Below are 23,814 nucleotides of genomic sequence, written 5' to 3' on the forward strand. Positions count from 1 at the left end.
TAAAGAGCGCCAACAATCAAGCTGGCACTTTTTTCAATTCGTCGGTTGGCAAGTTGAAAGAGGCCGAGGTGAGCTTGTGAGGGGGGAACGGCTGCATTTTCCGGTCGTTTAGCTTTTCGAGCGTGCTCGTGGTAAGTAGCAGCGACTGTGTGACAGGGGAAGTAGGAAATGGCAACTGGTATCGTTAAGTGGTTCAACGACGCGAAGGGCTTCGGTTTCATCACTCCCGATGAGGGCGGTGAGGATCTGTTTGCGCACTTCTCGGCTATCACCATGAATGGCTTCAAGACGCTGAAGGAAGGCCAGAAGGTGAGCTTTGACGTCGTCCAAGGGCCGAAGGGCAAGCAAGCGTCGAACATCCAGGCCGTATAAGGCACCGGATATCAGACGAAGAAACCCGGCGCATTGCGCCGGGTTTCTTTTTTTTCGAGGCCGGCCAGTCGATTATCGATTGGCCGGCCTTTTCGTTCAATCCCGATAATTGAACACGTATTGTCTTGTCACACACGCAGATCGGATACTCATCCGGCACGTGAAACATAATCGTCACTTCGTTACACGACCTTCAGCGTGCCCATCATGCCGAGATCCTCGTGTTCGAGAATGTGGCAATGAAACATGCGCTCTCCACGCATGTCCTGCGTGACGAGAATCGTCACGGTTTCGCCGCTGCGCACGTTCACGGTATCGCGCCATGCACGGAACGGTTCGCTCGTGCGCGAATCGCCCGATGCCCGCTCGATCACCTGGAACTGCGTGCCGTGCAGGTGGAACGGGTGATCCATGTCGGTGGTATTGCGAATCTCCCAGCGTTCGACGTCGCCGCGACGGCTCGTCAGCGTCGCGCGGTGCGCCGCGTAGGTTTCGCCGTTGATCGTGAAGCGCATGCCGGCCGGACGGCCGTGCGCCGGTCCCTTCATCATCGCGTCCATGTCCATTTCCTCGCCGAACGCGACCGTCTTTTGCGCAACCGGCTCGCCCAGCGGCGGCACCGCACGCAATGTCGTCGGCAACACACGTGCGGTGGCCGGCGCAAACGCGACGTCGGCCAGCGCCAGTGCCGGATCGGCCGGCAGGCTGCCGTGCCCGTCATCGTGCGACATCGACATCTTGCGGCGGTCGTATTCTGCCGCCTGCAGCACCGCGCGCGACGCGCGATCGCCGGCGCGCACCAGCAGCTCCGCACGCTCGCCCGGCGCGATCAGCAGCGACGTGACGCGGCGCGGCGCGTCGAACAGCCCGCCGTCGGTCCCCGCGTGCTCGAATGCACGGCCGTCGTCGAACGCGATACGCAAGTAGCGCGCGCTGCACGCGTTCCACACGCGCCAGCGCTCGTCGCCCGCGACGTCGATCCGCGGCCGGCGTGCGCCGTTGACCAGCACGAACTGGCCTTCGCGGCCGTTCATCCAGTCCATCATGTCGTTCGGTGCAATCGTGCCGTCACGCGCAAGCTTCAGGTCCGACACGAACAGGTTGCGCTCGGGCCAGCCCGCCAGCGGATCGTCCGCGGCGCGCACGACGAACGGGCCGGCGAGCCCGCGAAACACCTGCTCGGCCGTCATCATGTGCGGATGCGGGTGGTACCAGTAGGTACCGGCGCTCCCCTTCGGCAACGTGAAGCGGTACACGCGCGACGCGCCGGGCGCGACGGGATCGGACGGGTTGCCGTCCTGGTCGGGCGGCACCGGCAGGCCGTGCCAGTGGATCGTCGACGGTTGCGGCAGCTTGTTCACGAACTTGATCTCGACCGTGTCGCCCTCGCGCACGTCGATCAACGGACCCACGACGGGGCCCTGCGTGCCCGCGCCGAACTGCCAGAACGTGGTCGGCCGCGCACCGTGCAGCATCGGGCGCGCCACCGGCTGCGCCACCAGCGTGGCCCGGAACGTGCCGGGCTCGCGGCTTTCGTTCGCGAGCGTACGCAGCGCCGCGAGCGGCGCGCCGGCCGGCAGCGCGTCGGCGGCAGCGAGCGCGGCCAGGGCGGACTTGCCGTGCTGCCCGTGACCCGCCATTCCTGACATGGACGACATGCCGGGCATGTCGTCCATCGATTCCATGCCGGCCATGCCGGCGTGACCGGCATGCTGCGCCCACGCGGCGCGGGCGAACAGCGACGCGGCCGCGACTCCGATGGCGCGCGACAGGAAGGTTCTCCGTATCATCAAATCGTTCCTCGTTATCCATGCTGCGTCGCGCGGCCGCCGCGACACCCGCGCCGGCCGGCTGAAGCGCCGATGCGCGACGCCAATCCTGATGCCCGCGTCATCATAACCGCAGGCTCCTATCGAGACGCTTCGCCGCCGGGCGGGCGGCGATACGCCGCACACTCGACAACGCCGCGCTGGATTCAGCACGCATCGCCCGGCATCGTCGATCGGCGATCCGCAGCCCTTGACTCACTCCCCCAACAGCAGTCGCCGCCCGCCCCATCCAGTCTCCAGGCGGCCGCCCAGCGCCTGCCGTTCAGCCGCGCCCCGGCGTCGGACGCGTCACCGGGTCGCAAACCCGTCAATATTTCACGATGCGGAACAAGTCTCTGCGTTGTAAAAATTCGTGGTGCAGGGCACAAATTTCCCGTTTCGCGATGCCAAAAAACGTTCCACAATACAAAACGACGAATATAAATATTTGTTTTTGAAAGATAATTTTTGTTTAGTGGAGCCGTTCGACATGCACCATCCAACCGGGTCGCGGACGTAGACTTTGTCCCATGCACTGACGCTTCGCCACGACGTTCGATACGGAACGCGGCGCAAGCAGCCGGTCGGGCCACAGCCGGTCGAACCGGCAGGCGGCACAACAGAATCGCTTGTGATCAGAAAGGGAGAACGGAAATGAAGGGATTTCGCTTTGGTTCAGCGCTCGGGTCGTTCTACATCCTGCCGGGTAACGGCGGCTGGGAAGCGACGTTCGGAAACGCCCTGCTCGGCGCATTCTCGTGCCCCGAAGTGGCGGCCGACCACATCTCCCGCGGCGACTGCGAGCAACTGTCCGAACTGGACACGGCAACGCTCGAAGTGCCGCACGAAATCGCCGAATGGGAAATCGTTCACGTCTGAATGGCAAGCCTGCAACAAAAAACGCCCCGGGCGACCGGGGCGTTTTTTTCTTGTAACGGGCGGAGGGCAGTCTGGCCCGCCGTGCCGTCACTTGCTTCGACTCGCGCGATCGCGCGGCCTGCGTCAGGCGACCGCGTCGACGATGGCGTTCAGCGTCGCGCTCGGGCGCATCGCCTGGCTCGTCAGGTCGACGTTCGGACGGTAGTAGCCGCCGATGGCCTGCGCCTTGCCCTGCGCGGCAGCCAGTTCTTCCAGAATGCGCGCTTCGTTGTCGGACAACGACTTCGCCACGCCTTCGAACTGCGCCTTCAGCGCCGCGTCCTCGGTCTGCTCGGCCAGCGCCTGCGCCCAGTACAGGCACAGGTAGAAGTGGCTGCCGCGGTTGTCCAGGCCGCCGACCTTGCGCGCCGGCGACTTGTTCTCGTCCAGGAACTTGCCGGTCGCCTGGTCGAGCGTCTTCGCGAGCACGAGTGCCTTCGGGTTCTGGTACGCGTTGCCGAGGTGTTCGAGCGATGCCGCGAGCGCGAGGAATTCGCCGAGCGAATCCCAGCGCAGGAAGCCTTCCTCGACGAACTGCTGCACGTGCTTCGGCGCGGAGCCGCCCGCACCCGTTTCGAACATCCCGCCGCCGGCCATCAGCGGCACGATCGACAGCATCTTCGCGCTGGTGCCGAGTTCCATGATCGGGAACAGGTCGGTCAGGTAGTCGCGCAGCACGTTGCCGGTGACCGAGATCGTGTCCTTGCCCGCACGGATGCGTTCGAGCGAGAAGCGCGTCGCGTCGACCGGCGTCATCACGCGGATGTCGAGGCCGTTCGTGTCGTGATCCTTCAGGTAACGCTCGACCTTCGCGATGATCTGCGCGTCGTGTGCGCGTGCCGGATCGAGCCAGAACACGGCCGGTGCGCCGGTCGCGCGCGCGCGGTTGACCGCGAGCTTGACCCAGTCCTGCACCGGTGCGTCCTTCGTCTGGCACATGCGCCAGATGTCGCCCGATTCCACCGCATGCTCGAGCAGCACGTTGCCCGCTTCGTCGGTGACGCGCACGACGCCATCCGCCGGAATCTGGAACGTCTTGTCGTGCGAACCGTATTCTTCAGCCGCCTGCGCCATCAGGCCGACGTTCGGCACGCTGCCCATCGTGACCGGATCGAACGCGCCGTGCTGCTTGCAGTCCTCGATCACGGCCTGGTAGACACCGGCGTAGCAACGATCCGGAATCACGGCCTTCGCGTCGTACAGCTGGCCGTCCGGGCCCCACATGCCGCCCGAATCGCGGATCATCGCCGGCATCGATGCGTCGACGATCACGTCGCTCGGCACGTGCAGGTTCGTGATGCCCTTGTCCGAGTTGACCATCGCAAGGCGCGGACGCACCGCGTATTCGGCCTTGATGTCGGCTTCGATCGCTTCGCGCGTGTCGGCCGGCAGGTCCTTCAGGCGCGCGTACAGGTCGCCGATCCCGTTGTTCGGGTTGAAACCGGCCTGCGCCAGCACGTCTGCGTGTTTCGCAAGCGCGTCGCGGTAGAACACCGACACGAAGTGACCGAACAGGATCGGGTCCGAGACCTTCATCATGGTCGCCTTCAGGTGCACCGAGAACAGCACGTCCTGCGCCTTCGCGTCGGCGATCTGCGCTTCGATGAAGCTGCGCAGCGCGTTGCGGCTCATCACCGATGCGTCGATCACTTCACCGGCCTTCACGGCCGTCTTTTCCTTCAGCACCTTCTTCGCGCCGTCGGTCGTCGTGAGTTCGATCTTCACGCTGCCGGCTTCGGCGATCAGCGCCGACTTCTCGCTGCCGTAGAAGTCGCCTTCGCTCATGTGCGCGACGTGCGCCTTCGACGTGGCTTTCCAGGCGCCCATCTTGTGCGGATGCTTGCGTGCGTAGTTCTTGACCGACAGCGGCGCGCGGCGGTCGGAGTTGCCTTCGCGCAGCACCGGGTTCACCGCGCTGCCCTTGATCTTGTCGTAGCGGGCCTTGACCGCCTTCTCTTCGTCCGTCGACGGATCTTCCGGGTAGGCCGGCAGCGCGTAGCCCTGCGCCTGCAGTTCGGCGATCGCGGCCTTGAGCTGCGGCACCGATGCGCTGATGTTCGGCAGCTTGATGATGTTCGCTTCCGGCTTCAGCGTGAGCTGGCCCAGTTCGGCCAGATCGTCGGAACCCTTCTGCTCGGGCGGCAGGACGTCTGCGAATGCCGCGACGATGCGGCCGGCGAGCGAGATGTCGCGCGTTTCGACGGCGACGCCGGACGAACGCGTGAAGGCCTTGACGATCGGCAGCAGCGAATAGGTCGCGAGCGCGGGCGCTTCGTCAGTGAGGGTGTAGATGATCTTGGGCGAAGTGGACATGGTCGATGCGTTGCTACGTGAAAATTTGGACTGAGGAGCGCCGGCGGTAACCGGCGGGGAGCGACCGGGTCGGTCGCGAAAGGGGCGCGCCGGCTCAGCCGGGCGGTGGTGTTGCGAGGGCCGTCATGTTCTACCTTGCAGGGCCTCCGGGCCGCATCGCGGCGCCGCGGCCCGCACGCCGGACCGCCCTGCCAACAAACCTGCCATCCACGAAACGCTCCGGCGCCGGCAGTCAGCGCCGGGGCGGCCGGCAACCTGCCGGCCCACCCCGGAAGGGGACTTACATGTTCTCGATCAGCACTTCACCGAAGCCCGAGCACGACACCTGCGTCGCACCTTCCATCAGGCGCGCGAAGTCGTACGTGACGCGCTTCTGCAGGATCGACTTCTCCATCGCGGCGATGATCGTGTCGGCTGCTTCCGTCCAGCCGAGGTGGCGCAGCATCATTTCCGCCGACAGGATCTCGGAACCCGGGTTCACGTAATCCTTGCCCGCGTACTTCGGTGCCGTGCCGTGCGTCGCCTCGAACATCGCGACCGAATCCGACAGGTTCGCACCCGGTGCGATCCCGATGCCGCCAACCTGCGCGGCCAGTGCGTCGGAGATGTAGTCGCCGTTCAGGTTCAGCGTGGCGATCACGTCGTATTCGGCCGGGCGCAGCAGGATCTGCTGCAGGAACGCATCGGCGATCGAATCCTTGATGACGATCTCGTTGCCCGTCTTCGGGTTCTTCACGCGCATCCACGGGCCGCCGTCGATCAGCTCGCCGCCGAATTCCTTCTGCGCCAGCGCGTAGCCGGCGTCACGGAACAGGCCTTCCGTGAACTTCATGATGTTGCCCTTGTGCACCAGCGTGACCGACTTGCGATCGTTGTCGATCGCGTACTGGATCGCCTTGCGCACGAGACGCTCGGTGCCTTCGGTCGACACGGGCTTGACGCCGATGCCCGAGGTTTCCGGGAAACGGATCTTCTTCACGCCCATCTCGTCCTGCAGGAACTTGATGACCTTCTTCGCCTGCTCGGAGCCCGCGGCCCATTCGATGCCCGCGTAGATGTCTTCCGAGTTCTCGCGGAAGATCACCATGTCGATCTTTTGCGGCTCGCGCACCGGCGACGGCACGCCCTTGAAGTACTGCACCGGGCGCAGGCACACGTACAGGTCGAGTTCCTGGCGCAGCGCGACGTTCAGCGAACGGATGCCGCCGCCGACCGGGGTCGTGAGCGGCCCCTTGATCGACACCACGTATTCCTTGAGCACCTGCAGCGTTTCGTCCGGGAGCCACACGTCCGGACCGTACACCTTCGTCGCCTTCTCGCCCGCGAAGATCTCCATCCAGTGGATCTTGCGCTTGCCCTTGTAGGCGTGCGCGACCGCCGCGTCGACAACCTTGATCATGACCGGCGTGATATCGAAGCCCGTACCGTCGCCTTCGATATAGGGAATGATCGGCTGATCGGAAACGTTGAGCGAGAAGTCCTTGTTGACGGTGATCTTGTCACCGCCTTCCGGAACCTTGATGTGCTGATACGGCATGATCGACTCCAGTGACGTGGCTGAGCAGGTGATGCTGGTCGAAGCTGCGCGCGCGGCGGGGGCGCGGCATGGCCACCCCGTGACGGCAACAGCGAGCCGCTATTCTAGCGCCCCAACCGGGCACTTCGGCATGAAGCGCGGCACTGCGTATCAAGACCCCACTTATGTCTTATATAAGACAGAGGACTTGGCGTTCCGTATTATGCATTAAGATTCCGCCATTTGCCATAGACCGCCCGCCCCCGCCTCCGCGGCGCGCCGGGCGGGCGACCCGCCATGAACCTGATCGCCCTCAACAAGCCGTTCGGCACGATTTGCCAGTTTTCCGCGCACGAGACGCGCCCGTCGCTCGGCGACTGGGTAAAAACGCCCGGCGTCTACGCGGCCGGCCGGCTCGACGCGGACAGCGAGGGGTTGCTGCTGCTCACCGACGACGGCGCGCTGCAGGCGCGCATCGCCGAGCCGCGCCACAAGCTCGTGAAGCGCTACTGGGCACAGGTCGAGGGCGCGCCGGGCGCCGCTGACCTGAAGGCGCTCGCGCGCGGCGTCGACCTCGGCGACTACGTGACGCGGCCATGCCGCGCCGAATTCATCGAACCGCCCGACGCGCTGTGGCCGCGCAACCCGCCGATCCGCTACCGCGCCGCGATCCCGACGACGTGGATCGAACTCGCGATCACCGAAGGCAAGAACCGGCAGGTGCGCCGGATGACGGCGGCCGTCGGCTTCCCGACGTTGCGCCTGGTACGCGTCGGCATCGGCGCACTGGATATATTCGCGCTCGACATTGCACCGGGAGAAACAATCGCGCTGCCGCCGCGCGCGCCGTGGGACGGTTTCGCGCCCGCCGGATGACGAATTCGGGACGGGCGAATTTTTCGTCATCTTTTTCGTCAACCGCCCGCGAAGATCGCGCGTTAAACCACGCAGATGCCAACCTTAGCTATCCGGCATTGGCAGCCGAGCCGTGTTTGCGTCACGAAAGCGACGTTTTTATCGAATACGATTCGGCGCCCGCAGCGCAATGAGAAATTTCTCGAAGCGTCTGTCAACCGAAAGGTGGATGGCACCGTTAGACGACATGACTCCTATTGCCGGGTCATTTGGTTAATTAACTAAAGCTGAGGAACACAACATGAACAAACTGATCGCCGCTCTGGTCGCTGGCCTCTTCGCAACGGCTGCATTCGCACAAGCATCGGCTCCGGAAGCTGCTCCGGCTGCTGCTGAAGCTGCTTCGGCACCGGCTAAGCACGCTGCCAAGAAGCACCACGCAGCCAAGAAGCACCACAAGGCATCGAAGAAGGCTGCAGCAAGCGACGCAGCAGCACCGGCAGCTGCTTCGAACTAAGTAAGCTTGCTGTAATAACGCAGTCAAGAACACGCAGTCTTGCCGTTCTTACGGCGTTGAAAGGCAGATCACCGCAAGGCGATCTGCCTTTTTCTTTTTTGTGCCCGTCGGCGCGCATCGCGTACCATGCGGGTCTTGTTTTCCAGATAGGAGCCTTGCTGTGCAATTCTCCCTGCGCTCGTCGCTCGGCCGCCTTGCGCGCGCCGCCGTGTTTCCCGCCGCGCTCGCCGTCCTCGCGCTCGGCATGCAGGCCGCCAGCGCGCAAGTGCCGCCCGGCGCCAAGCAGCCGAGCGAATTCCCGCGCGTGAAGCTGCGCGCCGGCATGTACGTGATCGACGCGGCCGTCGCCGCGAACGACCCCGACCGCGAACAGGGGCTGATGTACCGTTCGCAGCTCGCGCCGAACGAAGGCATGCTGTTCGTGTTCAACGAGAACGCGGTGCACTGCTTCTGGATGAAGAACACGCTGATCCCGCTGTCGATCGCGTTCATCCGCGCGGACGGCACGATCACCGACATCGACGAGATGAAGGCCGAGACGACCGACAACCACTGCCCGCGCAACAACGGCGTCTATGCCCTCGAAATGAGCAAGGGCTGGTTCGCGGCGAAGGGCATCAAGCCCGGCATGAAGCTCGAAGGGCTGCCGCAAGCCCAGTAACGGATATCGCCGCGCCGCCGACCCGACCCGCGTCACGTCGCGCCGCGTACCCGACCGAAGCCGGCCGCCCGTTGCGCGCCGGCTTTTTTTCGCCTGCCGCCGGCGGCGCCCGCCTTGATTCGGCAAACACTGCCCGCATCTGCAAAAGCCACGGACAAGCGCTATCCTTTAAATCTCGCTAGTCCAGCCCGGGCCGGCCCAGCCGGCCCGCTTACGATCCGAACCTAAGGAGGTTCACGTGCCCCGCAAAACCCCCATCGAGCGCTATCGCAATATCGGGATCAGTGCTCACATCGATGCCGGCAAGACCACGACGACCGAGCGCATCCTGTTTTACACCGGCGTGAGCCACAAGATCGGTGAAGTGCACGACGGCGCGGCCACGATGGACTGGATGGAGCAGGAGCAGGAACGCGGCATCACGATCACGTCGGCCGCGACCACGGCTTTCTGGAAGGGCATGGCCGGCAACTATCCGGAGCACCGGATCAACATCATCGACACGCCCGGGCACGTCGACTTCACGATTGAAGTCGAGCGCTCGATGCGCGTGCTCGACGGCGCGTGCATGGTCTACGACTCGGTCGGCGGCGTGCAGCCGCAGTCCGAAACCGTCTGGCGCCAGGCCAACAAATACAAGGTGCCGCGCATCGCGTTCGTCAACAAGATGGACCGCATCGGCGCCGATTTCTTCCGCGTGCAGCGGCAGATCGGCGAGCGCCTGAAAGGCGTCGCCGTGCCGATCCAGATTCCGATCGGCGCGGAGGATCATTTCCAGGGCGTCGTCGACCTCGTGAAGATGAAGGCGATCGTGTGGGACGACGAAAGCCAGGGCGTGAAGTTCACGTACGAGGACATCCCCGCGAACCTCGTCGAGCTCGCGCACGAATGGCGCGAGAAGATGGTCGAGGCCGCGGCCGAAGCCAGCGAGGAACTGCTCGAGAAGTATCTGCACGACCATGAATCGCTGACCGAGGACGAGATCAAGGCCGCGCTGCGCCAGCGCACGATCGCGAACGAGATCGTGCCGATGCTGTGCGGCAGCGCGTTCAAGAACAAGGGCGTGCAGGCGATGCTCGACGCGGTGATCGACTACCTGCCGTCGCCCGTCGACGTGCCCGCGATCCTCGGCCACGACTTCCACGATCCGGAAAAGCCGGCGGAACGTCATCCGAGCGACGACGAGCCGTTCTCGTCGCTCGCGTTCAAGATCATGACCGACCCGTTCGTCGGCCAGCTGATCTTCTTCCGTGTGTATTCGGGCGTCGTCGGATCCGGCGACACGGTGCTGAACGCGACCAAGGACAAGAAGGAACGGCTCGGCCGGATCCTGCAGATGCACGCGAACGAGCGCAAGGAAATCAAGGAAGTGCGCGCCGGCGACATCGCGGCCGCCGTCGGCCTGAAGGAAGCGACCACCGGCGACACGCTGTGCGACCCGGCGAAGCCGATCATCCTCGAGAAGATGGAATTCCCGGAACCGGTGATCTCGCAGGCCGTCGAGCCGAAGACGAAGGCCGACCAGGAAAAGATGGGCCTCGCGCTGAACCGTCTCGCGCAGGAAGATCCGTCGTTCCGCGTGCAGACCGACGAAGAGTCCGGCCAGACGATCATTTCGGGGATGGGCGAGCTTCACCTCGAAATCCTGGTCGACCGGATGAAGCGTGAATTCGGCGTCGAAGCGACGGTCGGCAAGCCGCAGGTCGCGTATCGCGAGACGGTGCGCACGACGGCGTCCGACGTCGAGGGCAAGTTCGTCAAGCAGTCGGGTGGCCGCGGTCAGTACGGCCATGCGGTGATCACGCTCGAGCCGAACCCCGGCAAGGGCTACGAGTTCCTCGACGAGATCAAGGGCGGCGTGATTCCGCGTGAATTCATCCCGGCCGTCGACAAGGGCATCACCGAAACGCTGAAGAGCGGCGTGCTCGCGGGCTACCCGGTCGTCGACGTTAAGGTGCACCTGACGTTCGGCTCGTACCACGACGTCGACTCGAACGAAAACGCGTTCCGCATGGCCGGCTCGATGGCGTTCAAGGAAGCGATGCGCCGTGCGAAGCCGGTGCTGCTCGAGCCGATGATGGCGGTCGAGGTCGAGACGCCCGAGGAATTCATGGGCAACGTGATGGGCGACCTGTCGAGCCGTCGCGGCATCGTGCAGGGGATGGAAGACATCGCGGGCGGCGGCGGCAAGCTCGTGCGCGCCGAGGTGCCGCTCGCGGAGATGTTCGGCTATTCGACGTCGCTGCGTTCGGCCACGCAGGGCCGCGCAACCTATACGATGGAGTTCAAGCAGTACGCGGAAACGCCGGCCAACGTATCGGAAGGCGTGATCAGCGCGAAAGTGAAGTAAGCGCGGCGCGATCTCGCGCTGTCGCACGCAGCAAGGCCCGTCCGGAACCGGACGGGCCTTTTTTCATGCGTGCACGCCGTGCGCGCGGCTTTTTTGATCGGCACGACCGGTATTTTTTTCGCGTGCCACAATGCAGCGCGATTCGTCAGATGGAACCATCCCGATGCCGCCCACCCCTGCCCTGCGCCGCCTGCTGATCCTCTATGCCGGCCTGATCGCCGCGAACGCCGCCGTCTGGCTGTGGGCGCTCGCCGTGTTGCGCGATCATCCGCTGCTGCTCGGCACGGCGGCGATCGCTTACGGGCTCGGGCTGCGTCACGCGGTCGACGCCGATCACATCGCCGCGATCGACGTTGCGACGCGCAAGCTGATGCAGGACGGCCAGCGTCCGGTGAGCGTCGGGCTGTTCTTCTCGCTCGGCCATTCGACGATCGTGATCGCCGCGACGCTCGGCATCGCGCTGACGGCATTCGCGCTGCGCGACCGGTTCGATGCGTTCCGCGAGATCGGCGGCACGATCGGCACGGCGGTATCGGCCACCTTCCTGCTCGTGCTCGCGTGCGTGAACCTGGCGATCCTGCGCGACGTGTGGCGGCGCTATCGCGGCACGCACGGCCATGGGCATGGGCACGCGCACGATGCGGCGCACGTGCACCGCCCGGCCGGGCTCGTGTCCCGGCTGCTGCGTCCGCTGTTCCGGTTCGTGTCGAAGAGCTGGCACATGTATCCGGTCGGCGTGCTGTTCGGGCTCGGTTTCGATACTGCAACCGAAATCGGCCTGCTCGCGATCGCGGCCGCACAGGCGAGCCAGGGGCTGCCGGTCTATACGGTCATGCTGTTTCCCGCGCTTTTCACCGCCGGCATGACGCTGATCGACTCTACCGATAACGTGCTGATGATTCACGCGTACGGCTGGGCAATGGACGATCCGCAGCGCAAGCTGCTCTACAACGCGAGCATCACGTTCGTGTCGGCGGCCGTCGCGCTGGCGATCGGCGGGATCGAGGCAGCCGGCCTGCTGGCCGACAAGCTGTCGCTGACGGGCCCCGTGCGCGACGCGCTCGATGCGGTCGGCGAGCGCTTCGGCTCGATCGGCTACGGCATCGTCGCCCTGTTCCTCGTCTGCTGGATCGCATCGATCCTCTTCCACCGCTGGCAGCGCGCGGCCGATGCGCCCGCGCGCTGAACTTAGCTCAGACGTTTCATTCCGGAAACAAAACTCCTACCAAAGACGTTGCATGCGCCGTCGCGCGCTGCGCGCGCCTTGTGCCGCGGGCTCAAGCGGCCGATGGCATGGATCTGGCAGATAGGGCTTCGCACGGCGGGCCCGCATGCCGCTCCGCGATCGAGGCTGGCGTCCAGCGCCGGCCCGAAGGCGATCGGCTGCCGACAGGACTACGAACCTTTACCGGCCCCCTGCACTACACGTAGATTGCCGCGCGGCGACGAGGCATCGCGCGCATGGGGAGGCCATGATGCTCAAGTCGAAACGACCGTTCCGCACGACGGGACGGTGCCATCGCGCAACCTTGTTCGCCGCAGCCGCGTTCGCGTGCTGCTGCTCGTATGCCGTCGCACAGGACGCGACACCGGACTCCGCGCCCGATGCCGTTGCCGGCGCGGACGCCATCATGATGCTGGTCGACGACGCTTCGCCGTGCGCAGCGAATCCGGCTGCGTGCTCGGTGCACGTCTTCGCCGGTGGGCACGCCGGCGGGAATGGCGCAGGTGCGACCGGCAATGGCAGCGGCAGCAGCCCCGGTAGCGGAAATGGCAGTGGCGGCGGAAGCGGCAGCGGAAGCGGCAACAACGGGAACGGTACCGTCGGACCTGCCGGCGCCGGCGGAACGACGAGCGGAACATCCGGCGGCACGAGCGGTTCGAGTGGCTCGGGCCGCGGTGGCAACGCGTCTGGTAACGGTGGTTCGGGAGGGTCTTCCGGGGGTGGTTCTTCCGGGGGTGGCTCGTCCGGGGTTGGTTCCTCCGGTGGCGGTTCTTCCGGTGGCGGTTCTTCCGGTGGTGGTTCTTCCGGTGGTGGTTCTTCCGGTGGTGGTTCTTCCGGTGGTGGTTCTTCCGGCGGTGGTTCTTCCGGCGGCGGCTCTTCGGGCGGCGGCTCTTCCGGCGGTGGCTCTTCCGGCGGCGGCTCTTCCGGCGGCGGCTCTTCCGGCGGTGGCTCTTCCGGCGGCGGCTCTTCCGGCGGCGGCTCTTCCGGCGGTGGCTCTTCCGGCGGCGGCTCTTCCGGCAGCGGCTCTTCCGGCGGTGGCTCTTCCGGCGGTGGCTCTTCCGGCGGCGGCTCTTCCGGCGGTGGCGGTCACGGCAACGGTGGCGGCCATGGCAACGGTGGCGGCCATGGCGACGGCGGTGGTCACGGCAATGGCGGTGGTCACGGCGATGGGGGCGGCCACGGTGACGGCGGTGGCCATGGCAACGGCGATGGTGGTGGTCACGGCAATGGTGGCGGCCATGGCAACGGCGATGGTGGAGGTCACGGTGACGGCGGTGGCCATGGCAGCGGTGACGGCGGCGGTCACAGTAACGGCGGTGGTCACGGCAGCGGCGACGGCGGCGGCCACGGTGACGGCGGTGGCCATGGCAGCGGCGACGGCGGCGGTCACGGTAACGGCGGTGGCCATGGCAGCGGCGACGGCGGCGGTCACGGTAACGGCGGTGGCCATGGCAGCGGCGATGGCGGCGGTCACGGTAACGGCGGCGGTCACGGTAACGGCGGTGGCCATGGCAGCGGCGACGGCGGCGGTCACGGTAACGGCGGTGGTCACGGCAGCGGCGACGGCGGCGGCCACGGTGACGGCGGCGGCCATGGCAACGGCGATGGCGGCGGTCACGGTAACGGCGGTGGCCATGGCAGCGGCGACGGTGGCAACGGTGGCAACGGTGGCAACGGCAATGGCGGTGGCAACGGAAATGGAAACGGCAGTGGCGGCGCCGGCAATGGCGGTGCCAACGGTGTCGGCAATGGCCATGGCAGCGGGAACGGCAATGGCGGCGGTCACGGCAACGGCGGATCCTCCGGAGGCAACCACTGACCTGCCGCGTTGCCCGGCCGGGTGTCGTCAGAGCATCTCGAGCGCGCGCTTGCTGCGTGGCGGACGGAAGTACGCGTCAAGCTGCGCGCGCTCGTCGTCGCTGAACATGAAATCGAGCGCGGCCCGGTTGTCGCGCACGTGTTCGATGCGCGACGCCTTCGGGATCGCGAAAACCCCCGGCTGCGCGAGCACCCACGCAAGCGCGACGCGCATCACCGACACCCCGCGCTGCCGTGCGATCTCGTCGAGCGGCGAGCGCTTCGGCAGCCGTCCATGATCGACCGGGCTGTAGGCCATCGCCGGCATCCCGTGCCCGGCAAGCCATGGCAGCAGGTCGAATTCCGGGCCGCGCCGCGCGATGTTGTAGAGGATCTGGTTGGTCGCGCACGCGCCGCCACCGGCTTCATCGACGAGCTCGGCCATGTCGGCCGTATCGAAGTTGCTGACACCCCAGTGACGGATCTTGCCCGCGCGCTGCAGCGCTTCGAAGCCTTCGACCGTTTCATCGAGCGGCACCGAGCCGCGCCAGTGCAGCAGATACAGGTCGAGGCGATCGGTACGCAGGCGCTTGAGGCTCGCATCGCACGCGGCAACGACGCCGCGCCGGCTCGCATGGTGCGGATAGACCTTGCTGACGAGGAACACGTCGTCGCGCAGGCCCGCGAGCGCCTCGCCGACCAGTTCCTCGGTCGCGCCGTCGCCGTACATCTCGGCCGTATCGACCAGCGTCATTCCGAGCGCGACGCCTTCGCGCAGCGCGTCGATCTCGTCCGCGCGCCGGGCCGGCCGCTCGCCCATCTCCCACGTGCCCAGGCCAAGCTTCGGAATCGTCTCGCCGTCCGGCAGGACGACCGTGGCGATCGTGTCTGTCATGCGTTCCTCGTTGCGGATTCGTGGCCGCGCACCGCGACCCAGGCATGGAATACGACGCATCAGTGTAGTCAATCGGCGCGCGATTCACCTATTGCACGGCAAAAACCGGCTATAACGGCGCCACGCGATGACTTAGAATGGCCGCACCCTGATCGATACCCACTCCATGAAGGCATCCACGGACGACCGCTGGCAGGACCTGCGCCCCGACCCCGACAACGACACGCCGCTCTACCTGCAGCTCGCCCGCAAGCTCGGCGACGCGATCCACGACAACCGCTGGACAGCCGGTGAGGCATTGCCCTCCGAGCGCGTGCTGTCCGATGCACTGGGCGTATCGCGCATCACCGCGCGCAAGGCGATCGCGCTGCTCGTCGAGCAAGGCCTGATTCGCCGCACGCAGGGCGCCGGCAACTTCATCCAGCCGCGCTACGAGGATCCGCTGTCGCGGCTGTCGAGCTTCAGCGAAATGCTCGAACGGCGCGGCTTCAAGCCGAGCTCGCAATGGATCGCACGCGAGATCCAGCCGGCGAACCGCGACGAAGTGATCCAGCTCGGGCTGTCGCCGGCCGCATCGGTCACGCGCCTGAAGCGCCTGCGCCTCGCCGACGGCATCGTGATGGCCGTCGAGAATTCGACGTTTCCCGCGACGCTGATCCCCGATCCGCAGGCAATCGGCGGGTCGCTGTACAGCTATCTCGAAGCGCGCGGCACGCCGATCGTGCGCGCGCTGCAGCATTTCCGCGCGGTCAACGCGACCGACGAGATCGCCGAGCAGATGGGCATCGCACCGCACGACGCGCTGCTGCTGATCACACGAATCGGCTATACGTCGGACCAGCGCGCGATCGAACTGACCGATACCTACTGCCGCAACGACTACTACGACTTCGTCGTCGAACTGCGCAAGTAACGCCGGCCGCGCCGCCGGCGCTTACAGCCAGCACGCATCGTCGGTGCCGAGCGGCACGGACGGGCGCGCAAGCGACGGCGGTGTCACCGATAACCGCTCGGCGGGCCGCACCGCGTCGAGCATGCCGAACGGCGACGCGATGCGCTCGATCCGGTCGCATACATCGGTGCGCGCGAAATCGGGTGCCTGCAGGCCGTCCGGCACGATGCCGAACGACTGCAGCCAGCGGCCCGTCTGCGCGAGCGACAGTCGCACGTGCCAGCTTCCCCCTTCGCGTGCCCGGCGCGCGAGCGCGATCATCGCGCCGAACGCCGCGAGATAACCCGTTGCATGATCGAGCGCCTGGCACGGCAGGTGGCGCGGCGCGTTCGCGTGCGCGGCCTGCTGTTCCTGCCACGCGATCCCGCTCGCCGACTGCACGAGACTGTCGAAGCCGCGCCGCTGCGCCCACGGCCCCGCATGCCCGTACGCGGAGATCGACACGCACACGATGCCGGGCCGCCGCGCCGCCAGCGCGAGCGGCCCGAAGCCGCGCGCCGCGAGCGCACCGGGCCGGTACGACTGCAGGAACACATCCGCATCACGAGCGAGCGCGTGCAGCGTATCGATGCCCGCGTCGTCGCGCAGGTCGATCCACGTCGAACGCTTGCCACGCCCGTTGTCGATCACGAGCGGCGCGATGTTCGGCAGGTGCGGGCCGTTGACGAGCAGTGTCTGCGCGCCGTGCGACGCCAGCGTGCGGCCCGCGACCGGCCCCGCGATGATCCGCGTGAGATCGAGCACGCGCACACCGGCAAGCGGCTGGCCGGCGTCGCCCCCGCCGATCGGCTCGACGGGGGCATCGCCGATCCGCTCGATCTCGAACAGCGGCAGCGCGGCAATCGCACGCGCCTGCTCGTGCGCCGCCCACTCGTCAGGTATTCTGATCAATGCGGCGCACAGCCCGGCCTCGGCCAGCGCGGTGTCGAGTGCTGCGCCGTCCCGCATGCGGATCGCCGCGGCGACGTCGTCCCGCCGCGCGCCGCAGCCGAGCACGCCGAGCATCCCCTGCAGGTGATGCGGGAAGTTTGCGTGCAACTGGATCCAGCGCCCGTCGCGCGTCTCGTAGAAGCCCGTCACCGGATGACGCAACTCCGGCGGCGGGCCGTCGTCGACACGCAGATAGCGTTCGCTGCGGAACGCGACGAGCGCGTCGCGCACCGACACGTCGACGGTTTGCGCAACGCCCGTGCGAAGCCGGTGGCATTCGGCCGCCGCGAGCCCGGCTGCCGCGATCGTCGCCGCGGCCAGCGTGCCGACCCGGAAGGTCGACGGCAGCGTCGGATCCTGCCCCGTCACGGTCGCGCGTGCCAGCGCGTCGGGGTCGCCGTGTGCGAGCCGCCACAGATGCGTCAACGCGAGTTCGGGTGTCATGGCGGGACGGGCCGTGGGGGGAGACAGGATCGAGTCTAGAATTCGCGACCGTCGCGAGCAATCCTGATTGTGCGAATCGGCACCTCGCACACGGTCGTAGCGCGGATGTATCGCCTGCTCCCCGGCACGCGCAGCCGGCTCGACATCCCCAACGCACGGCAAGTCTGGCGGCATCCTCGGTGCCGGCGTGCCCCTCCATACGCACGTGAACCGCGCCCCGCTGCGCTCGCTGCCGGGCGGCACGGCCAGGCTTCGTCGCTACCGCGCGGACGAAATGCGGCAGCTCGCACGCCGCCGTGCCGCAGCGAAACGCTCGGGATACGTCGACGAGCATTCGCTCGACCGGCGCATTCCGGCGCCGGGCTCGCCGACCACGCGGATCGCCGATGGCCGCGCGGCCGGCCGAATCGCGCATGTGCCCGAGCAATACCAGGACGCACGCCGATCCGCCAGCGCCGGGGGCTACGTCGGCAGCGATGCGGGCGCGTGACGCCGGCCGTCGCGCCATGCGACGAGCGGCCGCCACCACGCCTGCGCGGCGCGCACGGCGGGCGCGTCGAGCGGACCGAACGCGAACGTCGCGCCGTGCGCCCCCGCGCTGACCCAGACGCGCATGCCGGGCGTGAGCGTCAGCGAATCGCCGGCGCCGAGCCAGTGATCGTCGATCCGGCCCTCGATCGTCACCCAGACCTCGCCGTCGGCCACCTCCAGCGCGGTGCGATCGACGATCCGCCACCGACCGGCCGGCTCGTCGCCTTCGATCACGTAAAGTCGCAGTTCGCGCATGGCAGCCTCCTGGTCGCACGGGTCCGATGGCACCAGTATTTCGGACAGCGGCAGCACACGGACAGATACGGCGACGAACACTTTCGGCTGAACTGTACCGGTCGCTCGACGAGGACAGGCGCCCGCCGGCCGGACTTCGCACCGCCGTTGCGCCGAACCTGCACGGCGCGACGGCTTTCCCTACAATGTCGGCTGTCCCGCACCACCGCCCCGCCCCCATGTTCCAGCGCCCGCCTGCCGCCGCTCCCGGCGAAAAGAACCTCACCGTGATGCTCTGGCTCGTCGCAACGGGCTTCTTCATGCAGACGCTCGACTCGACGATCGTCAACACGGCGCTGCCGTCGATGGCCGCGAGCCTCGGCGAGTCGCCGCTGCGCATGCAGTCGGTCGTGATCGCGTACTCGCTGACGATGGCGGTAATGATCCCCGTGTCGGGCTGGCTCGCCGATACCTTCGGCACGCGGCGCGTGTTCTTCAGCGCGATCCTGGTGTTCTCGCTCGGCTCGCTGCTGTGCGCGAACGCGCATACGCTGCAGCAACTCGTCGCGTTCCGCGTCGTACAGGGGGTTGGCGGCGCGATGCTGCTGCCGGTCGGGCGACTCGCGGTGCTGCGCACGTTCCCGGCCGAACGCTACCTGTCCGCGCTGTCGTTCGTCGCGATTCCCGGCCTGATCGGCCCGCTGATCGGGCCGACGCTCGGCGGCTGGCTCGTGAAGATCGCGTCGTGGCACTGGATCTTCCTGATCAACGTGCCGGTCGGCGTCGCGGGCTGCATCGCGACCTTCTATTCGATGCCCGATTCGCGCAACCCGGCCGTCGGCCGCTTCGACCTGAAAGGCTATCTGCTGCTGACGATCGGCATGGTCGCGATCTCGCTGTCGCTCGACGGCCTCGCCGATCTCGGCATGCAGCACGCGGCCGTGCTCGTGCTGCTGATCCTGAGCCTCGCGTGTTTCGTCGCATACGGCCTGTACGCGGTGCGCGCGCCGCAGCCGATCTTCTCGCTCGAGCTGTTCCGGATCCACACGTTCAGCGTCGGGCTGCTCGGCAACCTGTTCGCGCGGATCGGCAGCGGCGCGATGCCGTACCTGATCCCGCTGCTGCTGCAGGTGAGCCTCGGCTACTCGGCGTTCGAGGCCGGGCTGATGATGCTGCCGGTGGCGGCGGCCGGGATGTTCTCGAAGCGGATCATCACGCGCCTGATCACGCGCTACGGCTATCGCAAGGTGCTGCTCGTGAACACGATCATGGTCGGCGTGATGATGGCGAGCTTCGCGCTGATGCGCGACACGGTGCCGGTCTGGGTGAAGATCGTGCATCTCGCGCTGTTCGGCGGCTTCAACTCGATGCAGTTCACCGCGATGAACACGCTGACGCTCAAGGATCTCGGCACGGGCGGCGCGAGCAGCGGCAACAGCCTGTTCTCGCTCGTGCAGATGCTGTCGATGAGCCTCGGCGTCACGGTCGCGGGGGCGCTGCTCGCGACGTTCACGGGCATGCTGCGCACCGTGACGCCGAGCAACACGCTGCCGGCATTCCATGCGACCTTCATCTGCGTCGGGATCATCACGGCCGCTTCCGCATGGATCTTCGCGCAGCTCGCGCCCGAGATCCGCAGCACCGCGCGCAAGACCGACCCGTCCGAACGCGCGTGACGCGCGGCGCGCGCCGAACCGGGTCGGCGCGCACCATTGCGGTGCAGCGCGGGCCGTTCGATGCGCCGGCGATGACCGACGGCCCGGCCGCGACGCGCCGCCGCACGGGGTACGATGCCGTGCACGCTTCTTGCTCGCCTATTCTCTAGGTAAACTGGCAGTCTTCCTTCGGCCGACATCATGAGCATGATCGAAATCGATCCCCCCGGCTTTCAGCCGCCCCGCCCCATCGCCGGTGACGACGGTAACCGGCGCACCGTGCTGTACGGCGGCTACACCGTGTTCAGCGTGTTCCAGCCCGTTTTCTCGGTGTCGCACCGCCGCGCGATCGGCTATCACGCGTCGCTGCGTGCGCACGACGAGGACAGCCGCCAGGTGGCGTCGCACGAGGTGTTCACGCAGGCGGCGCGGCGCGGCGACCTGCTCGAGCTCGGCCGGCTCGCCGAATCGCTGCATCTCGGCAACTTCCACGCGTTCGACAGTCATGACGAATGGCTCTTCCTGAGCCTGCATCCGGCCGCGCTGATGGACACCGTCTACAGCGACGCCCTGCTCGCGAACCTGAAGGCGCTCGGGCTGCCGCCGCATCGCGTGGTGCTCGAAGTGCCCGAGCAGGCGGGCGGCGAAACGCCGCGCTACGCGGCGATCGTCGACGGGCTGCGCAAGGCCGGCTTCCTGATCGCGCTGGTCGGGTTCGGCGCGAAGCATTCGAACATCGACCGCGTGTGGCACCTGCATCCCGACATCGTCACGCTCGATCGCGGCATCCTCGCGCAGGCAAGCGAGCACTCGCATCTCGAACGCGTGCTGCCGGGGCTCGTGTCGCTGCTGCACGAATCCGGCCAGCTCGTGCTGATGGGCGGGCTCGCGACCGAGCGCGACGCGCTGATCGCGCTCGAGTGCGACGTCGATTTCGTGCAGGGCCAGTATTTCGCGGGGCCGAGCGTCGAACCGGTGCAGCCGCAGGCCGCCGCGGGCTGCATGGATACGCTGTCGGCCGCATTGCGGCTGCGCGTCGCGCAACGCGAGCGCACGCAGGCGGAACGGCTCGCGCCGTACGTCGCGGCGCTCGAGGAAGCGAGCCGGAAGCTCGGCGCGGGCGAGCCGCTCACCGACGCGGCGGCCGTCGTACTCGGGCTGCCCGAGACCGCCCGGTGTTTCCTGCTCGACGCATCGGGGCGCCAGATCGGCGACAACGTGCTCGCGCGCGGCAGCGTATCGCAGCGCGCCAAGCGCTTCCGGCCGCTGCTGCACTCGGAAGGCGCGAGCTGGGAACGGCGCCCGTACTTCATCGACGCGATGCGCGCGCCGGGCCACGTGCACCTGACGTCCCCCTACCTGTCCATCAACGAGGCGCACCTGTGCGTGACCGCGTCGATCGCCGCGCCGGTCGCGACCGGCATGCAGGTGCTGTGCGTCGACATCAACTGGGAAGCGGCACTCAACCGCGAATGAGCGCGCCGCCGCGCCGCGCTCACGCGGCGGCGGCCTTGCGCGCGATCAGCCGGTGCACGCGCTTGCCGGACGATGCGCTGACGACCTCGTGCTCGTCGATCACCTGCGTGCCCGCGCCGAGCGCCGCCCGCATCCGCGCCGCATCGAGCGGTGTGTAAAGGCGGCCGCGCTCGTCGCGCAACGCGCCGTTGCCGGCCACCCGCCAGCTCATGTACAACGTGCCGCCCGGCATCAGGAGCTCGGCCAGCCGCGCGGCCGCCGCCGCCGCGTCCGCCTGTTCGAGATGCATCACGACCGTTTCGCACAGCACGTTGCGAAACGCGCCGGACGGCACGCCGGCCAGCGCCGGCAGTGCAGCCAGCTCGAAGGTGAGGTCCGGATGGCAGCGCCGCGCCTCGTCGAGCAGTGCGGCGCTCGCGTCGTAGCCGCGCACGTCGAAGCCGCGCGACGCGAGCCAGGCCGTATCGCGCCCGGCTCCGCAGCCGACGTCCGCGGTCGGCCCCGGCGAGAAATACTGCTCCAGCAGCGCGTACATGTCGTCTGGCGCGGCCTGGTCGAGCCAGTCCTGCGCGTATTGCGCGGCGTGGGCGTCGTAGGCATCGAGAGTCGGGCGATCCACCATGGTGACAGCTCCGCATAAGCGTCGTATGACGCACCGCGCATCTTGGCCACAGCACCTGCCGTGCGGCCCCCCACGCCCCGCGCGTCGGCTTGCGCGGCCCCTACGCGGCCCGCACGTCGCCCGCGCGCACTGCCTGCGCGGTCAACTCGGCCCACAGTGCGTCGCCGCGCCAGGCCGGGCGCGCCGCCGCACGTTCCGCGTCATGCACGAGCGCGCACAGTCGCGCATTGACGGGCGCCTGGGTGCCGAAGCGCGCGGCCAGCCATACGACCTCGCCGTTGATCCACTCGACTTCCGTCGCACGCTGCGCCGCGAGATCGTCGGACATCGACGAACGCGCGAGCGGGTCGATCGCGAGCATCCGGCCGCCGAGCACGCGGAACGCGAAATCGGGCAAGTCGAGCACGGCCGGGATCCACTCGGCCGGCAACGGCGTCAACCGCGCAGGCCGGATCGCGGCCCGCGCCAGGCAGTGCAGCGCTTCGCGCTGCGCGAGCGCGACGCAGCGCCGGTACGCACGTTGCGCGAGTTCGTCGCGCAGCGGCAGGTTCGCGAGCGCATTGACCGCGTTGTTCAGGTTGAGCAGGAGCTTCGCCCACTGCACGGCCCGCATGTCGCGATGCAGCGCGAGCGGCAGCCCGGCGCGCGCGAATGCGTCGACAAACGGCGGCAGCGCGGGAGACGCGTCGGCCGCAAGCGCGCCGGCCGAGCCCTGGTGAAACGCGCCGGGGGCGCGCTCGATCACGTTGAACGGCACCATGCCGGCCAGCACGGTTGCTTGCGGCAGCGCCTCGCGCAGCACGTCGGCATTGTGCAGGCCGTTCTGGAAGCTGATCACGACCGTGCCGGGCCGCAGCACGCCGGCCAGCTGCGCCGCGGCCTCACGCGTCGCGGCCGATTTCACCGCCACGAGCACGAGCCGCGCGGCCGCAGCAGCCGCCGGATCAGTCGTGAACACGACATCGGCCGGGGCGAGCGTCGCGCGATAGCCGCGCCGGTCGGTCAGCGTCAGTCCGTGCCGACGAATCGCATCGCCGATCCGTGCGCGGCCGACGAGCGTCACCTTCGCGCCGGCCGCCGCGAGCCGTCCGCCGAGATAGCAGCCGACGGCGCCCGCACCGAATACGCAGACCGGTGCGTCAGACATGCGAATGCGCGCCGCCGTGCACGGGGCCGGCCCGCCGCTCGACTTCGCGGCGCACTTCGCCGCGCAGTCCCGCGAAGAACGCGACCTCGGCGACGACGAACAGCGGCCCGACCATCAGGCCGACCAGATCGTCGACGAAGGCGGGCTTGCGCCCTTCGAACCAGTGCCCGACGAACTGGACGATCCAGCCGACGACGAACGCGCCGATGCCGGTCGCGAGCCATTGCGCGGTCGGCAGCAACGCGAGCGCCTGCGCGCCCCACAGGCCCAGCGCGAACAGCGCGGTCATCACGATCCCGAACCGCAGGTCGAGACGCAGGTAGAACACCGCGAACGCGACGGCGAGCAGCAGCGCCGGCGACAGCGCGACGCCGGCCAGCATCCCGAGCGCCGGCCGCGACAGCAGCACCTCGACCGCGAATACGATCATCGGGATCCCGACCAGATGCGTCGCGATGTTGCGCGCGTCGCGGTGGTAGGCCGCATACTGGGAAAGATGGTCTTCGAGCGTCTTCATCGCGTCTCCTGGTCGGTTGTTGGGCGCTATGATGCGCGTCACGCCCGAGAACCTCTGTCAGCTACCCGACATCGCGTGC

The 23,814-nt window shown here is 67.4% G+C and carries 21 protein-coding genes; 12 read left to right on the forward strand and 9 right to left on the reverse strand.

What is annotated here, in order from left to right; all coding sequences use genetic code 11:
• The first annotated feature begins 168 nt into the window (after positions 1-168).
• Entirely contained in the window at positions 169-372 is a 204-nt protein-coding gene (locus AB3K92_RS36235; RefSeq protein WP_006488945.1) for a cold-shock protein, read from the forward strand.
• A gap of 182 nt (positions 373-554) precedes the next feature.
• On the opposite strand, the gene AB3K92_RS36240 is transcribed toward AB3K92_RS36235, so the two are convergent.
• The gene (locus tag AB3K92_RS36240; RefSeq protein ID WP_369466761.1) at positions 555-2,162 is read right to left on the reverse strand and encodes a multicopper oxidase family protein; all 1,608 of its coding nucleotides are present in this window, start codon (positions 2,160-2,162) and stop codon (positions 555-557) included.
• A 672-nt stretch (positions 2,163-2,834) separates the two neighbouring features.
• Between AB3K92_RS36240 and AB3K92_RS36245 the strand changes: the two genes are divergently transcribed.
• Positions 2,835-3,059, forward strand: coding sequence for a hypothetical protein (locus AB3K92_RS36245; RefSeq protein WP_006490888.1), 225 nt, complete (start codon positions 2,835-2,837; stop codon positions 3,057-3,059).
• A gap of 123 nt (positions 3,060-3,182) precedes the next feature.
• Here AB3K92_RS36245 and AB3K92_RS36250 read toward each other — a convergent pair whose 3' ends face one another.
• Entirely contained in the window at positions 3,183-5,411 is a 2,229-nt protein-coding gene (locus AB3K92_RS36250; RefSeq protein WP_042977826.1) for an NADP-dependent isocitrate dehydrogenase, read from the reverse strand.
• A 280-nt stretch (positions 5,412-5,691) separates the two neighbouring features.
• Entirely contained in the window at positions 5,692-6,948 is a 1,257-nt protein-coding gene (icd, locus tag AB3K92_RS36255) for an NADP-dependent isocitrate dehydrogenase (RefSeq protein WP_006478026.1), read from the reverse strand.
• Between the two features lie 276 nt (positions 6,949-7,224).
• On the opposite strand from icd, the gene AB3K92_RS36260 reads away from it, so the two are divergent.
• The 6 genes from AB3K92_RS36260 (at position 7,225) to AB3K92_RS36285 (ending at position 14,354) form a co-directional block, all read left to right on the forward strand.
• Positions 7,225-7,803, forward strand: a complete 579-nt coding sequence (locus AB3K92_RS36260) for a pseudouridine synthase (RefSeq protein ID WP_021163328.1) — start codon at positions 7,225-7,227, stop codon at positions 7,801-7,803.
• A gap of 280 nt (positions 7,804-8,083) precedes the next feature.
• Positions 8,084-8,299, forward strand: coding sequence for a hypothetical protein (locus tag AB3K92_RS36265; RefSeq protein WP_011352970.1), 216 nt, complete (start codon positions 8,084-8,086; stop codon positions 8,297-8,299).
• A 160-nt stretch (positions 8,300-8,459) separates the two neighbouring features.
• Positions 8,460-8,960 carry a DUF192 domain-containing protein gene (locus AB3K92_RS36270; RefSeq protein ID WP_027786657.1) on the forward strand — a complete coding sequence of 167 codons (501 nt, stop codon included), beginning with the start codon at positions 8,460-8,462 and terminating at the stop codon, positions 8,958-8,960.
• Positions 8,961-9,198: 238 nt separating this feature from the next.
• Positions 9,199-11,310 (forward strand): elongation factor G, encoded by a 2,112-nt coding sequence (gene fusA / locus AB3K92_RS36275; protein WP_369466762.1) that lies wholly within the window; start codon positions 9,199-9,201, stop codon positions 11,308-11,310.
• 163 nt (positions 11,311-11,473) lie between these two features.
• The gene (locus tag AB3K92_RS36280) at positions 11,474-12,496 is read left to right on the forward strand and encodes a HoxN/HupN/NixA family nickel/cobalt transporter (protein WP_175926961.1); all 1,023 of its coding nucleotides are present in this window, start codon (positions 11,474-11,476) and stop codon (positions 12,494-12,496) included.
• 289 nt (positions 12,497-12,785) lie between these two features.
• On the forward strand, positions 12,786-14,354 hold the full coding sequence (locus AB3K92_RS36285; protein WP_369466867.1) for a hypothetical protein: 1,569 nt from the start codon (positions 12,786-12,788) through the stop codon (positions 14,352-14,354).
• A gap of 27 nt (positions 14,355-14,381) precedes the next feature.
• Here AB3K92_RS36285 and AB3K92_RS36290 read toward each other — a convergent pair whose 3' ends face one another.
• Entirely contained in the window at positions 14,382-15,227 is an 846-nt protein-coding gene (locus AB3K92_RS36290; protein WP_369466763.1) for an aldo/keto reductase, read from the reverse strand.
• A gap of 166 nt (positions 15,228-15,393) precedes the next feature.
• On the opposite strand from AB3K92_RS36290, the gene AB3K92_RS36295 reads away from it, so the two are divergent.
• The gene (locus AB3K92_RS36295) at positions 15,394-16,140 is read left to right on the forward strand and encodes a GntR family transcriptional regulator (protein ID WP_021156386.1); all 747 of its coding nucleotides are present in this window, start codon (positions 15,394-15,396) and stop codon (positions 16,138-16,140) included.
• Between the two features lie 21 nt (positions 16,141-16,161).
• Here AB3K92_RS36295 and AB3K92_RS36300 read toward each other — a convergent pair whose 3' ends face one another.
• Complete coding sequence (locus AB3K92_RS36300) at positions 16,162-17,553, reverse strand: CoA transferase (RefSeq protein ID WP_369466764.1); 1,392 nt, start codon at positions 17,551-17,553, stop codon at positions 16,162-16,164.
• Between the two features lie 187 nt (positions 17,554-17,740).
• On the opposite strand from AB3K92_RS36300, the gene AB3K92_RS36305 reads away from it, so the two are divergent.
• On the forward strand, positions 17,741-18,043 hold the full coding sequence (locus AB3K92_RS36305; protein WP_369466765.1) for a hypothetical protein: 303 nt from the start codon (positions 17,741-17,743) through the stop codon (positions 18,041-18,043).
• Here the strand turns inward: AB3K92_RS36305 and AB3K92_RS36310 are convergent.
• Complete coding sequence (locus AB3K92_RS36310) at positions 18,016-18,339, reverse strand: DUF2917 domain-containing protein (RefSeq protein WP_021156384.1); 324 nt, start codon at positions 18,337-18,339, stop codon at positions 18,016-18,018. The two genes, AB3K92_RS36305 and AB3K92_RS36310, sit on opposite strands and share 28 nt — an antisense overlap.
• 218 nt (positions 18,340-18,557) lie before the next feature.
• Here AB3K92_RS36310 and mdtD point away from each other — a divergent pair, with 218 nt between their 5' ends.
• Positions 18,558-19,994: a multidrug transporter subunit MdtD gene (gene mdtD / locus AB3K92_RS36315; protein WP_021156382.1), complete on the forward strand. Its 1,437-nt coding sequence runs from the start codon at positions 18,558-18,560 to the stop codon at positions 19,992-19,994.
• A gap of 180 nt (positions 19,995-20,174) precedes the next feature.
• On the forward strand, positions 20,175-21,449 hold the full coding sequence (locus tag AB3K92_RS36320) for an EAL domain-containing protein (protein WP_021156380.1): 1,275 nt from the start codon (positions 20,175-20,177) through the stop codon (positions 21,447-21,449).
• Positions 21,450-21,468: 19 nt separating this feature from the next.
• Here the strand turns inward: AB3K92_RS36320 and AB3K92_RS36325 are convergent, their stop codons facing one another.
• The 3 genes from AB3K92_RS36325 to AB3K92_RS36335 form a co-directional block, all read right to left on the reverse strand.
• Positions 21,469-22,071, reverse strand: a complete 603-nt coding sequence (locus AB3K92_RS36325; protein WP_021156379.1) for a methyltransferase domain-containing protein — start codon at positions 22,069-22,071, stop codon at positions 21,469-21,471.
• Between the two features lie 100 nt (positions 22,072-22,171).
• On the reverse strand, positions 22,172-23,218 hold the full coding sequence (locus AB3K92_RS36330; protein WP_059623907.1) for a 2-dehydropantoate 2-reductase: 1,047 nt from the start codon (positions 23,216-23,218) through the stop codon (positions 22,172-22,174).
• Positions 23,211-23,735 carry a DUF962 domain-containing protein gene (locus AB3K92_RS36335; protein ID WP_048026558.1) on the reverse strand — a complete coding sequence of 175 codons (525 nt, stop codon included), beginning with the start codon at positions 23,733-23,735 and terminating at the stop codon, positions 23,211-23,213. Before AB3K92_RS36335 ends, AB3K92_RS36330 begins: the two co-directional genes overlap by 8 nt.
• Positions 23,736-23,814 lie beyond the last annotated feature (79 nt).

This window comes from Burkholderia sp. Bmkn7, assembly GCF_041103175.1.
GTDB lineage: Bacteria > Pseudomonadota > Gammaproteobacteria > Burkholderiales > Burkholderiaceae > Burkholderia > Burkholderia cepacia.